9 protein-coding genes are annotated in these 12,832 nt (G+C 71.5%); 1 reads left to right on the top strand and 8 read right to left on the bottom strand.

The features are described from left to right. Positions 1-39: 39 nt before the first annotated feature. Positions 40-429, top strand: coding sequence for a hypothetical protein (locus ACEN9V_RS15710; RefSeq protein ID WP_413601082.1), 390 nt, complete (start codon positions 40-42; stop codon positions 427-429). Between the two features lie 9 nt (positions 430-438). Here the strand turns inward: ACEN9V_RS15710 and ACEN9V_RS15715 are convergent, their stop codons facing one another. The 8 genes from ACEN9V_RS15715 to ACEN9V_RS15750 all read right to left on the bottom strand — a co-directional run bounded on the left by ACEN9V_RS15715 (position 439) and on the right by ACEN9V_RS15750 (position 12,703). After that, on the bottom strand, positions 439-1,284 hold the full coding sequence (locus ACEN9V_RS15715; RefSeq protein WP_413601083.1) for a DUF3761 domain-containing protein: 846 nt from the start codon (positions 1,282-1,284) through the stop codon (positions 439-441). Between the two features lie 83 nt (positions 1,285-1,367). Next, on the bottom strand, positions 1,368-2,945 hold the full coding sequence (locus tag ACEN9V_RS15720; protein ID WP_413601084.1) for a phospholipase D family protein: 1,578 nt from the start codon (positions 2,943-2,945) through the stop codon (positions 1,368-1,370). A gap of 197 nt (positions 2,946-3,142) precedes the next feature. Beyond that, positions 3,143-4,435, bottom strand: coding sequence for a hypothetical protein (locus ACEN9V_RS15725; protein WP_413601085.1), 1,293 nt, complete (start codon positions 4,433-4,435; stop codon positions 3,143-3,145). Positions 4,436-4,438: 3 nt separating this feature from the next. Continuing rightward, positions 4,439-5,095, bottom strand: a complete 657-nt coding sequence (locus tag ACEN9V_RS15730; protein ID WP_413601086.1) for a hypothetical protein — start codon at positions 5,093-5,095, stop codon at positions 4,439-4,441. Continuing rightward, a complete protein-coding gene (locus ACEN9V_RS15735) occupies positions 5,092-7,233 on the bottom strand; it encodes a hydantoinase/oxoprolinase family protein (RefSeq protein ID WP_413601087.1) in 2,142 nt (713 codons plus the stop codon). The genes ACEN9V_RS15730 and ACEN9V_RS15735 overlap by 4 nt, the downstream gene beginning before the upstream one ends. A 41-nt stretch (positions 7,234-7,274) precedes the next feature. Next, complete coding sequence (locus tag ACEN9V_RS15740; RefSeq protein WP_413601088.1) at positions 7,275-8,948, bottom strand: FAD-dependent oxidoreductase; 1,674 nt, start codon at positions 8,946-8,948, stop codon at positions 7,275-7,277. Between the two features lie 107 nt (positions 8,949-9,055). Next, a complete protein-coding gene (locus tag ACEN9V_RS15745; RefSeq protein WP_413601089.1) occupies positions 9,056-10,108 on the bottom strand; it encodes a LacI family DNA-binding transcriptional regulator in 1,053 nt (350 codons plus the stop codon). Positions 10,109-10,225: 117 nt separating this feature from the next. Beyond that, positions 10,226-12,703, bottom strand: coding sequence for a polysaccharide lyase 8 family protein (locus ACEN9V_RS15750; RefSeq protein ID WP_413601090.1), 2,478 nt, complete (start codon positions 12,701-12,703; stop codon positions 10,226-10,228). Positions 12,704-12,832: the final 129 nt, after the last annotated feature.

A 12,832-nucleotide genomic window follows, 5' to 3' on the forward strand; every position in this document is an offset into this window, starting at 1 on the left:
TGTGGGAGGCTCTGATCGACGAGTCGGGAGGGGACCGTGGTGGACGAGGCACTGGTGTACGACCTCTGCAGCCGAGCGAGGCTCCTGCAGGTCCGCTTCGGCGGGTCCGACGCGGGACTCCGCGGGCTGACGGACTTCATCGCTGCCGCCGGAGAGACCGGTGACCGGTACTCCCACGAGCAGCTGCTCCAGCTCGTGCAGGCAGCGCCGCGACCGATCGGGTTCCGGTACGGGTTCCGTCGGCTGGAGCGGATCGCGACGATCAGGACCTCGGCACCCGACGACCTCTCCGGCGAGGAGCGCGCCGAGTACGAGGCTGCGCAGGACGCCATGCGCCGGGCCGTCGGCCGCGACTCCGGCGAACCGGCGACCGGGGTCGTCGGCGTCGTCCGGAACGTCGTCGAGCAGTTCGCCCTCCGCTGGTTCTGATCCCCGAGGTCAGAGCCAGGCCGCGACGCCCCCGTGTGACGAGCAGGTTCCTCGTCGGGACTGGCTGAAGCTGTACGTGCCGTCGCCGCATTTCGCGGTCGCGCCGCTCGGGGCGGTCGTCGACACCTCCGGTCGGCAGACCGTGTTGCCCGCGGTGTTGACGTACGTGCCGTTCGTGCAGGTCGGAGCCGCAGGCGGGGGCGGCGGTGCGACGTAGGTCCCGACGGTCGTGACCTGCGTGACCGGCTGCGTCGTGGTGACGTCGCTCGCGAGCGTCCGCCCCGTCTCGACGCCGTCGGTGAAGGACACCGTCCACGTCTTGGTCTCGACGCCGTCCACGCCGGCTGTCGTGACCGACGACGTTCCGCTCGCAAGGGTCGCGCTCTCGACCGTGCTCGTCGTGAACGGGATCGGCAGTGTCTCGGTGACGGTCTTCGTGGTGAGGACCGGCGTGGGCGTCGGCGTCGGCGTCGCAGTCCGGTGCGGTGTCGCGGACGCATGTGCCGCTGCGGGTGCTGATGCGAACGAGACCGGTCGGGTCTGCGTCGTCACCTCGGGGTGCGTTGCACCGTACGCCGACGTCGAGCCGATCAGGACTGCGAACGCGACCGCTGCACCGATCCCGGCGGCGGCGCGCTTCCGGGGGAGGCGGAGCCACGTCGTCCGGCGGAAGAGCGCGCCGTAGACCGCGGTGAGCAGGACCACGATCGACGCCATGAGCACCATCGTCCAGAAGCCGCCGGAGGCGAGTCCGATGAGCGCCACGAGCGCGGTTCCGATGATGCCCACCCAGGTCGAAACGGGCAGGCGATGGCCCTTGCGGGACTGTGGGCGTTCGGACTGGGGGCGGGGCATGCGACTCCTTGGAACTTGAGAACCGCACAAGTCTGGTGAAGCCCGCGCTCGAGGCACAGCCCCCACTTCGAGTGGAGCGGCTGTCAGAAGCGAGTCGAGCCGCGGAGCCGACGCGGACGCCCGTCCGGGTCGACCGCGAGCCGCGCGGCCGGCCGCGCCCACAGGCGTTGCAGCGCCGACACCGGCTCGGGCTCGTGCCGGCGGATCCGGCCAGGAGGTCGTTCGCCGGGACGGCCGTCCTCCTGCCAGTGGTCGAGCGCGCGGGCTCGGGCTCGCCACAGCGCCAGGAGTTCGGCACCGGAGCCGACGAGGCGCGGGTCGTCCGGTGTCGTCGCGAGGTGTTCGGCCCAGAGCTGCAGCCGGAGGTCCCGGGCGAGGGAGCCGTCGCCAGTCGAGGCGTCCACGACGGCACAGGTGAGTTCGCTGTCGGACGTCCACGACCGGCGGTTGAAGTTGTCCGAACCGATCGTGAACCACTGGTCGTCGACGACGCAGATCTTCGCGTGGATGTAGATCGGTCGGCCGTCCTCGTGCTCGAGGTCGAACACGCCGACCCGGTCCGGTGCGCTCCGGCGGAGGGAGCGCAGCGCCTCGATCTGCCCGAGCCGGCTGGGCGGGCCACCGAGCGGGCCGTCGGAGTTCGGGTACCGCGGCACGAGGATGATCACCCGGAGGTCCCGGTTTCGCTCGAGGGCCTCGGCGATCCCCGACGCGACCTCGCGGGACCAGAGGTACTGGTCCTCGATGTACAGCAGGGACTCCGCCTTCGAGAACGCCTTCGCGTAGGCGCGGGCGATGCTGCGCTCACCCTCCGGTGCGAAGGGGAAGGGCGGGCGCTTCACCCCGTAGGTGCGCAGCAGCTGTACGGCGTGGTCACCGGCACGGGGTGGCGGGGGCGTGCGCTCGGGCAGCGGCTCCGGCCGACGGGGCATGTGCGTGAGGCGCTGCAGCAGCATCCGGTACGGCAGGCTGCGGTCGAGCGGGTGCGGGTCGTCCCACCGCTCCGCGAACACCGCGAGCACGTCGGCGACGACCGGCCCGCGGAGCTCCATCGAGGCGTCGTGCCACGCCGGGCGCTCGCCGTACCGGCCGTCGATCGACACGGGCTGCGGGTCGCCCTGGTGTGCGGCGTCGTCGCGGCGGCTGTGGCAGAGGTCGATCCCGCCGACGAACGCCACGTCCCGCGAGGGGTCGTCCCGGTGCTGGATCACGAAGAACTTCTGGTGGTGCGACCCGAAGACGCGGACACGCTGGTCGAGGAGGACCTCGCCGCCCGCGTCGTTGATCTTCCGGCCGAGCAGCTCGTTCGAGCGCGCGCTGATCGATGCCGAGACGCGCTCGCCGTGGGACCGCCAGATCAGGCCGCGGACCTCGACGCCGTCCCGTGCGCGTTCGGCGAGCAGGTCGCCGATGGTCGGGCCGTCCGGCAGGAGCCGTTCGTCCGCGTCGCCGCGCCAGTCCGTGAACCACACCCGGTCACCCGGCTCCAGCGCGCACAGTTCCGCGTGGATGCGCTCGAAGTACGGGGCGCCGTGGACGAGCGGGCGCACCGCGTTGCCCTCGGACCACGGTGCGGCGTCGTCCCGTCCAGCGTGCACGTCGGTGGCCAGGTTGCCGCGTTCGTCGCGAGCGAGGAACCAGTGACGTGGGTCGGTGGGCACACCCGAACACTACGGGCGGCGGCACGTCGTCGGTACATCGAGTGCGCAGACGTGGGGGAGTGCTCGCGTCGCACGTCCCCATTTCTGCGCACTCGATCTCCTCGCGCGGACGGCCAGCCGAGGCCGGGGCCGGGGCCAGCCGAGGCCGGGGCCAGCCGGGGCCGGGGCCGCCGCCGCCGGCCGCCCGCGGGCCGCCGTCAGAGGTACTTGACCGCCGACAGGATGATGCCGGCGATGGCGACGACCCACGCGTACGGCAGCACACGGAGCATCACTGCCTGCGGTGAGACGCCCGCGTACTGCGACGCCCACACCGTCTGGGTGCTCGTCGGGTCCGCGACACCGAACACCTGGTTGTACGAGGTCATCAGCCCGAGGACGGCCATCGGCGAGTAGAAGCCGATGGCGGTCATCGCGCCGGCGATCCCGGCACCGAGGCCGAAGATGTTGAGCGGGCCGCGGTACAGGCACAGCGGGACGAGCACCGAGAACACGATCACGTACAGCCAGATGTTCGTCGGCGCGACGGCCTCGACGATCGGACGCAGGGCGGCGACCGACCCCGGCAGGCCCACGGCGGCGAGGAGCATGCCGATCGCGATGAACAGCGTGATCGGCGGAGCGGCGACCTTGAACCCGTCGTAGAGCGACCGCAGCATCGTGGTGCCCCAGAGCGCCGGTCGGGTCGTCGTGACGACGGCGAACAGCACGCCCGCGAGGAGCGACGGGATGATCGGCACCTGCAGCACGAGCGCCAGGACGATCGGCACGAGCGGGGTCAGCAGCGCGAACCACGGCGCATCACCGAGTCGTCGACGCCGGCTCGTGACGACGCGGGTTCCGTCGGCCGGGGCCGCGAGGGACCAGGCGTGCACGGTGCCGCGTCGCCGGGTCTCGACGATGACGTAGGCGACGGCGGCTGCGGCGGCGAACGGGAACAGCAGGATCATGAACGAGCGCACCTGCGGGATGGGGAGGTGCAGCGCGGTCGAGAAGAACTGCCAGACCGGCAGCTCGAACGGCACCCCGGCACCGATGCCCATCAGGATGGTGCCGGCAGCGGTGACCTTCGGGACACCCACGGCGATCATGGCGGGGATGCCGATCACGCCGGCGAGCAGGGCAGCGGGAGCCGAGCCGGTCACCGCGCCGCACAGTGCCGAGATGACCAGCACACCGAGCGCGATCACGACGGGACGGTCACCGCCGAACTCGACGGTCTTGCGGACCAGGGTCGAGGCGATCGCGGTGTCCCGCATCAGCGAGCCGAGCCACGAGCCCAGCAGGATGGCCACCATCGTGGACGCGAGCGTGATCGCCCCGTTCTGGACCACGGTGGTCAGCACGCTGTTCTCGGCGCCGACGAACGAGGCGCCACCCGCGAGCGCGATCGCCACCGCGAGCAGCACGAGGGCGAACGCCGTGGGGAGTTTGCCGGTGAGGATCAGGGCGACCCCGATCGCCATGATGACGATGATTGCGATGCCCATTGGTCAGTTCTCCTTCGGGTTCGAAGCGGAGCGCGCATCGTTGCGCTTCCGGATCGCGGCCGTCGCCGCTCGGGTGAGGAGGAGCGGGGACCGGGTGAGTCCGAGGCTCCTGGCGGCGAACGCGTGTGCGGCCACCTCGTCGGTGCCGGCGATGTAGGCGAGCCGGTGGAAGCGTCCGAGGCGGAAGACCTGGTGGTCGAGCGCCGCACGGAGGCCACGGGAGCGGTCGGCCGTGACGAGGTGGTGCGCGCGCTCGTGCTCGACGGCCGCTGCACGCACCGAGCCGACCGGGAACAGGTGTCGCCACCCGAGCTCGTCGACGAGCCGCTCGCAGAACGCGATCGTGTCGGTGAACAGGTCGATCCGGTGGTGCCTGGAGTCGTACTGCGCGAGCAGCGCGGCGTCGAGTCCGCCGTCGTGCTCGACGATCGCCGGCGTCGAGCCGGCCGTCGAACCGGCCGTCGGACCGGGCGGCGTCGAACCAGCCGTCGAACCGGCCAGCTCCGCGCCGAACGCCGTCGCCCTGGCAGCGTGCCGCAGCAGTTCCTCGTCGCTGCGGAGCTCGTTCGTCGGCACGCCACGGAGCAGCTGCGCGCCGAGCTCGGCGTCGTCCAGGTCTTCGAGCGCGCGCATCGCCGCCGCCTCGGCCACGACGGTCACGACCGGACCTCGAGCACGGCCACGAGCGACTCCGCCCGGTCGCGCCCCTCGACCTCGGTGCGCGCGAGCGACACGAGCTGCGACTCGTCGAGCACCCCGGACAGGTCGGCGATCCGCGGCCCGACGAGCAGCTGGAGCGCCGGCGCACGGGATCCACCGTCACCGTAGGAGGTGTGCTCGGTGATGAGCCGGGGGATCGCCTCGGCACCGGCACCCGCCGTGGTCTGGTCCACCAGCGCGTCACCCGACGCGAAGCGGATGACGCCGTCGCGGTCGAGCACGCGCACCGGGTGCTTCGGCTTCCGGAGGAACCGGCGCTCCTCCGGCGACCCGAACACGACGTGGCTGTCGGTCGCCGCGAGGACGGTCAGCGCTCGTGCATCGACGCCCAGGCTCCCAGCGGCGACCGCGCGGAGGTCGTCCTCGGTGAGCCGTGCCGTGCGGTCCTGCGTGCGGAGCTCGGTGGCGCCCGTCGCGACGGCACGGACGGTGTTCGACTGCGGGTCGACCGTGACGTCGACGGAGACCTCGGCCGGGGCGGCTCCCTGCTTGATGACGGCCTGCTCGGCCTCGCGACGGACCGCGAGGATCTGCTCGTCGGTCGCACCGGGGATCACCCGCTCGACCTGCTCGCGGATGAGGGCGAGCGCGACGCCGATCGGGCTGATCACCTCGCTGTGGTCGGCGATCCGCCACGGCTTGCCCGCTCGTTCCCCGGTGTGCGGCGTGACCGAGGCAGCCCCACCGCCACCGCCGACGAGCTGCACCGTCTCCTCGGGGATCCGGTAGTCCTCGACCATGCGCTCGACGACGGCACGGACCGGTGCGACACCGGCATCGAGGACGGCACGTGCGGCACCGTCGACGTCGGTGCCGAGTGCGCTCGCGAGCGGTGCAAGGGCGGCGCGAGCGACCGCCTGGTCGGCGTGCGCGTAGTCGGTGTCCGGCACCAGACCGAGGGCGTTCGCGGCGCACGTCATCGTGATCGCGAAGCGGCCACCGGCCGCGTCGACCACGGCGTGGTCGGCCGGGTCGCCGGCGACCGGCGCGACCGTGGACAGCGTAGCGCCGTCGAGGTCGGCGAGCGTCGCGAAGCACGCGTAGGGGAGTCCCGCGATGTGCGCGCTGCGTGGGCCGACGTGCGTGACCTGCGCCGAGCCTCCTGTCCGGATCCGGACCATGGACCCGCCACCGACGCCGACGGTGCGGACGTCGAGCGCCGACAGGTAGGTGGAGCTGCCGCCGAACTCGGTGTACTGCACCGCGACCTTGCCGCGGCGGATGACCGAGATGTCGGTCGAGGTCCCGCCGGTCTCCAGGAAGACGCCGTCGGAGAGCTTCTCCTGCATGAGTGCCCCGGCGACGCCGGCGGCCGGGCCGGACAGCACCGTGAGCAGCGGCCGCCGCCGCATCTCGTCGAGCGACATCACGCCGCCGTCGCACCGCATCACCATCAGCGGGGCGGTGATCCCCGCCGCGTCGATGCTCGACTGCACCAGGTCGGCGGTCGCGAACATCCGAGGCAGGATGACCGCGTTGAGCACCGCCGTCCGCGTCCGCTTGCTCAGGCCGTAGAGCGAGCTGATGTCGTGCGTCGCGGTGACGAGGAACCCGCGGGCGCGCGCTCGTTCGGTGATGTGTTCCTCGCCGATGGGATCGTCGACGGAGAACGGCTCGGTGACGACGATCGAACGGATCCCGGCCTGCTCGAAGCGGTCGAGGACACCGTCGACGTGCCGGTCGTCGTCGGCGCGCGGGACGTGCTCGTACGCGACGGGGAGCTTCTTGCCGTCCGCGATCTCGATCTTCGCGAGCCGTCGGAGCCGCTTCGCGAAGAAGCCGGCCGGACCGGTCCCGACGCCGATGAGGCCGACCGGGTCGACGTCGCCCTCGAGCAGGGCGTTCGTCGCCTGGGTGGTGCCGTGCGCCAGGAACACGACGTCCTCGGCGGAACGGCCGATCCGTTCGAGCAGCTGGTGGAGCGCCTCGACGATGCCGTGTGCGACGCCGTCGGGGTGGTCGTGGCTGGTCGGGACCTTGGCCTGCCCGATGAGCTGCAGGGTGGCGGCGTCGATGGCGACCGCGTCGGTGAACGTGCCACCGACGTCGATGCCGATGCGCAGTGCGTTGGGTTTCACGTCGTTGTGACCTTTCGGGTGAGGAGGTGCGTCAGGGAGCCTCAGTAGCCCTGGACCGCTGGCCAGCGCCGCTCGACGCCGTCGCGGTCGAGACCGGCGGCGAAGGCGGCGAAGCGGTCGTCGTCGGCCTGGACGGCCTGGGGGGTGGAGTCGGTCGCGATGCAGTGGGCCGCGAGTGCGCCGGCGACCTCGCCGACGTTCCACTCGACGGGGTGCAGCCGGTAGCAGCCGTTGGTGATGTGGGTGGTGCCGATGTCCTTGCCGGCAGGCAGCAGGTTCGTCACACGCTGCGGGACGAGCGCTCCGAGCGGGATCTCGAACGGGACGCTCGCGATGTCGACGTAGTTGTCGCCACCGGTGGACGGGTGCAGGTCGAGCCGGTAGCTGCCGACGCCGACCGAGTCGCGGTAGCGCGTCCGGCCGGTCACGCCGACGACCTCGGCGGAGACGTCCTGCTCGACGATCGTGGTCACCGCACGGATCCGGCGGGACTCGCGGATGTAGGCGGCCTTGGCGAGACCGTCCTCGCTGCCGGTGACGTCGCCGCGCAGTCGGAGACCGGGGAAGCCTGCTCCGCCATCGGGCCGGGGTGCCTCGGTCTGCAACCAGTACAGGACGGAGAGCGAGAGCTGTCGTGCTTCGTACAGCGCCTGCCTGGTGGTCTCCGCGTCGGCTCCGGCGTCCCCGGAGGTCCCGATCACGGGCTTCAGCCAGTAGTCGTTGAGCGGCCAGTTGACGAGGCAGATGTCGGACTCGAACGCCCCGTCCGCGAACAGCTTCCGCGCGACGATCCGCCGGAAGCCCCACAGCTCCTTGTCGCCGGCGTCCGCGCTCTGGTCGGCGCTGACGGCGAGGGGGTCGGTGTCGGGGTTCGGCTCGAAGGTGCGCGGGTGTGCCTCGAGCGTGCGCGGGTCCGGTGCGAGGAACCCGATGAGCGGCGCCGGCCAGAAGTCCGGCTGGTACGAGCGCCAGAAGTCGTACATCTCGGGGCGCTCGATGGTGTGGTCCTCGCCCTCGTGGTGCGACACGGCGAAGCAGAACGTGATGCCCTGCTGGTTCGCGGGGTCGGCGGCCTCCGGTGCGTGCGGCTCGCCGTGCTCGTCGCGCGACTCGGCGCCGACGACATGCTCGACGCCGGCGAGCGGCAGGACGTCGCCGGTCTCGGTCGCGTCGAGGACGAACGCGCCACGGAGCTCCGTCCGGCGGCCGTCCGTCCGTTCGACGGTGACGCTCGTGACGCGGTCCCCCTCGGCCGTCGCGGCGACGGGGCGGTGGTCGAGCAGGACCGTCAGGAGTCCGGCGGTGCGGTACGGCTGGAGCATCTCCTCGATCACCGCGAGTGCGACGCGCGGCTCGTGGCAGAGCTTGCTCACGCGGCCTGCACCGGGGTTCAGGTCGGCGAGCGCGGCTGCCTCGGCGCGGAGCGGGTACGCCCGGCGGTAGTGGTCGCGGATGCCGTCGCGCAGGGCGCGGTAGCTCCGGGTGACGCCGAACTGCTCGACCCACGGGTGCTCGTCCGGCGGCACGGCCTGGCTGGTCAGCTGACCGCCGAGCCAGTCCGTCTCCTCGGTGAGGACGGCGCGTCGACCCGCTCGGCAGACGGCGAGCGCGGCAGCGACGCCGCCGAGGCCGCCGCCGATGACGACGACGTCGGTCGTGACGGCGTCCGTGGTGGCGCCGACGGTCGGGGCCGGTGTTGGGGTGGTTCCGGGCATGGTGGAGCGACTCCTGACGGATCGAGGCGGTTCGGGAAGTGAGCGGGGTCGGACGGGGTCGGGTGCGCGCGGGCGGCCGCGGTGGCGTGCGGTCGGGCGCGTTCGGCTCAGCGCGGCGGCGGGCCGAGTGTGGTGCCGGCGACGAGTGTGCAGGCGAGGAGCTCCTGCACCGGATCCGGGGCATCGCCGCGTTGGACAGCGGCGATGCGCTCGGTGAGCGCGGCGACGGCGCGGGCGCCGAGTTCGGTCCGCGGCGCGCTGAGCCGCGTGACGTCCGTCCCGCGGTCGCGGTGACGGGTGTGCTCACCGAGCACGACGACCGACACTCTGGCAGGGACGTCGTCGGCGAGCAGTTCGAGCAGCTCCTCGCCGTCATCCGGGTCCTCGACGAGGACGACGGTCGGACGGGAGGCCCTGATCGCCTCCCACGCGTCGGCCACCGTCCGGTGGTCGGTCACCGTGGTCTCCACCAGGGCGTCCGCCGTGTCGAGCCCGGCTCCGGTGAGTGCGTCGACGATGCCGGCACGCCGGTCACGGGATGACTCGGCGCCGAGTGGCAGGCGCAGCAGGCCGAACCGGGCGTGCCCGAGGTCGAGCGCACGCCGGACGAGCGTCTGCGTCGCGGCCGCGTAGTCGACACCGATGTAGGGCACCCGGCCACCGGCGGCGACGCGACGGCCGATGGCCACGAACGGGTAGTCCGTGTCCAGCAGCCGTTCGAGCTCGTCGGCGTCCATCTCGCGGCCGAGCAGGATGCAGCCGTCCGCGAGCCGCAGGCGGTTCGACTCGTGGAACAGCCGCCGCCTGCCGTTCACGACGGGGGTGCTCGTGAACACGAGCAGGTCGGCCCTGACGTGTTCGGCGGCGCTCTCGATGCCGGTGAGCAACGGCGTGTAGAAGTCCGACGAGCGGTTCGGGAACGCCGGCTCGTACGTGAAGACGCCGATGAGGTCGTTCGTCGCGCCGACGAGGCTCCGTGCGACCGGGTTCGCGACGTAGGTGGTCTCGCGGATGACGTCGAGCACGCGGTCCCGGGTCGCCGCCGGGATCCGACGGGTCTCGTCCGCCTTGCCGTTCAGCACGAGCGACACGGTGGACTGACTCACGCCGGCGATGTCGGCGATCATGCGCTGTGTGACGCGTGCGTGGGGTGCTGGCATGGGGTCTGCTCCGGGGCTGTCGACCTCGTCGATGAGGTAATACGGATGACCGTACGCGATATCACTCGTTCATACGTATGAGCAGCGAAATATCTTGAAAATGATCTCCCCGCCGGTTCAGGAGGTCCGGAACCGGGCCACGAACGACCTCCCTGCTGCGCCGCCGACCGGGACCGCGATCTGCAGCCGCGGGCTCGTCGAGACCACGCGGACCTCGGTGTCGCCCGGATCCGCCGGGTCGCGCTCGAGCACGGCGCTGTCGAGTGTGACGACGACCTCGCCGGTGACGCGCTGGGTCGGGTCGCTGACGGCGACGGACAGCTGGTCGCCCTGTCGGCTGAGCACCACGGACGCCCGCTGGTCGACCTGGATGCCGGCGGCCTTCGGTGGCGTGGTGGCCTTCCAGAAGTTCGCCATCGTGACGTGGTCGGTGCTCGTGGCCGCGCCGGTCTTCCTGGTGACGGCCTGCACGTCGTCGGTGTTCGCGGCGATGGTCACGTCGGCCATCGTGGCTGCGGCCCCGGCGACCTGCGCCTGGGTCGCGCCGGGGAGCTGGATGTACGCGTACTGGGCGTCCGTCGGGTCGGTGCCGTGGTCGATCCAGAACCCGATGAACCGCCGCGAGTACGTCGTGCCGTCCTCGTACGTGCCACGGTCGTCCATGTCCGTCCACTTGCCGGTGCGGTCCTCACGCACGACCTGCACCGTGGTGCCGTCCTGCGGGAAGAGGTACCCGCAGGTGCTCGGGATGTACGCCCACTTCGGTGTGAACGCGGTCGGGGCGCTCCGGACGGTGTCGAAGGTCGCGCCGTCGATGATCGGCGCGGTGCGCCCGGACGGTCCGACGTTGCGCTGTTCGACGATCGTCTGGACGACGTTGCCGTCGCTGCTCGTGATCCCCGCGCCGAGGCAGACGACCGCGTCACCGATGCAGAACCACGACTTCCGCGCACGGAGCGGCTGTGTCGTGAACGACAGGCCCATGCCGATCGCCGCGTCGCCGTCGAGCACCGCGCCGCCGGCCCAGGTGTTCGCGACGGTGGAGCGGACGCCGACGCCGACGGTCGGGGTCTTCTGGACGACCGTCGTCCCGGGGATGCGGGTCTTGTCCGCGGTGGGCCACCACTCGTTCGCCCAGTGCCCGAGCTGGTTCGGCAGGTACAGGTAGACCGCGCCCTCGCCCTGGTACCAGCCCATCCGGTTCTCGCCGTTCGCGCACTCGTACGGCTTGATCGCGGTGGTCTCCATCGCGAACCCCATCGCGAACCCAGGTCGGCGGTGCACGGCTCGCGCCATCGAGGTCGCGACGACGGTCCTGGTCGACTCGTCACCGACGGGCACAGCCGTGTCGGCCATCAGCGCGCGCCCGAGGACCACCGACGTGAGCAGGACCTGCTGGATGGGGACGGGGTCGTACGTGAAGAACCCCGGCTGGCGTTCCCCCGGCGTGCTCCCGGCGAACGTGTACGAGTCGTAGGCCGTGAGCCACCCCTTGACCTGGGACCGGAGCTGCTGTGCTCCCGTCGTGGGGAACACGGCGGCGAGCTGGAGCAGGACGCCGAGAACGAGCCTGCCCTGCCGGCGGTCGGTCTCGTAGAACCGGGAGATCCCGCGACCGTGGTTCATGTCCATGAAGCCGCCGCCGTAGACCCACGGGGCGAAGTTGTCCTGCGTCCAGTCGAACACCTCGGCGACCTGTGCGGTCGAGAACGTCCACGGGGTGCCGAGCGACGCGACCATCATCGAACTGAGGACCTGCAGCAGGGACAGGCCGTACCCCGCGGTGTACGCGTACGTCACGTGCTGGACGAAGCCGCCGTCCGTGTACATCCCGTCGCCCGACGTCGCGTACGGGAAGATCGTCTCGAGGTCCTGTCGTGCACCGTCGATGACCGCCTGGTCGCCGCTGATCGCGCCGCGCAGCATCGTCACCGCGCACGCCCAGTTGCGGTTCGCGCCCGTCGAGGTCGCGCCGCCGGTGACCTTCGGGTCGGGTTCGTAGTGCTCGATCGCGGCCATCGCCGTGCTGATCTGCGCGGCGGACAGGTCGTCGTACATGAGCACGACGAAGTCGTTCAGCGCCAGTGGGGTCCCGATCTGCCAGTCCCACCAGTTGTCGTAGTACGACGTCGCGTCGTACTTGTGTGCGAGGAACCAGTCGAGCGCCGAGACGAGGTCGGCGCGCAGGGCGGTGTTGCCGGACAGGCTCGAGCCGGGGGAGCGCAGCGCCAGTGCGAGCTGCCGCAGTCGGTTGGCGGTGCTCGTCACGGTCGACGAGGTGGTGGGGCTCGCCAGATCGGCCCAGAGCGTCGTGCGGTTCGCCGAGGTGTCGAGCGGCGTCGCGCCGTGCCAGAACTCGTTCGCTGCCGTGGCGGTGTCCTGCACGTAGGCGACGAGGACGGGGTCGGATGTGTCGTAGTCCGCGATCAGCGTGCCCAGCCACTGCGACCGGTACCGCGCGAAGTCGGTGGGAGCTGTGGCCGATGCGCGCCAGGGGCCCACGACGGTGTCGGCGGTCGCGAGTGCGGCCACGGCAGAGGCACCGACGATCAGGGACCGGCGGGAGAGACCGAACGAGGTGGATCGTGCAGGCATTGCGTCCTCCGGGGATCGTTCCGTGGCGGGCGGCGTTGCCCGTCACGGACCCGATGATCGACGCCTCGATGTGCTCCGGTCAAGGTGCTCATACCTATTACTCCTGCTCATCAAGATGACCGCGTCGTC

It is taken from the genome of Curtobacterium sp. Curtsp57, from assembly GCF_047324335.1.
Classification (GTDB): Bacteria; Actinomycetota; Actinomycetes; order Actinomycetales; family Microbacteriaceae; genus Curtobacterium.

What these genes read in the sequence shown, in the direction of transcription:
- ACEN9V_RS15745 (WP_413601089.1), bottom strand. Translation starts at nt 10,108, where the DNA reads ATGCCAGCACCCCACGCACGCGTCACACAGCGCATGATCGCCGACATC.
- ACEN9V_RS15740 (WP_413601088.1), bottom strand. Translation starts at nt 8,948, where the DNA reads ATGCCCGGAACCACCCCAACACCGGCCCCGACCGTCGGCGCCACCACG.
- ACEN9V_RS15715 (WP_413601083.1), bottom strand. Translation starts at nt 1,284, where the DNA reads ATGCCCCGCCCCCAGTCCGAACGCCCACAGTCCCGCAAGGGCCATCGC.
- ACEN9V_RS15750 (WP_413601090.1), bottom strand. Translation starts at nt 12,703, where the DNA reads ATGCCTGCACGATCCACCTCGTTCGGTCTCTCCCGCCGGTCCCTGATC.
- ACEN9V_RS15725 (WP_413601085.1), bottom strand. Translation starts at nt 4,435, where the DNA reads ATGGGCATCGCAATCATCGTCATCATGGCGATCGGGGTCGCCCTGATC.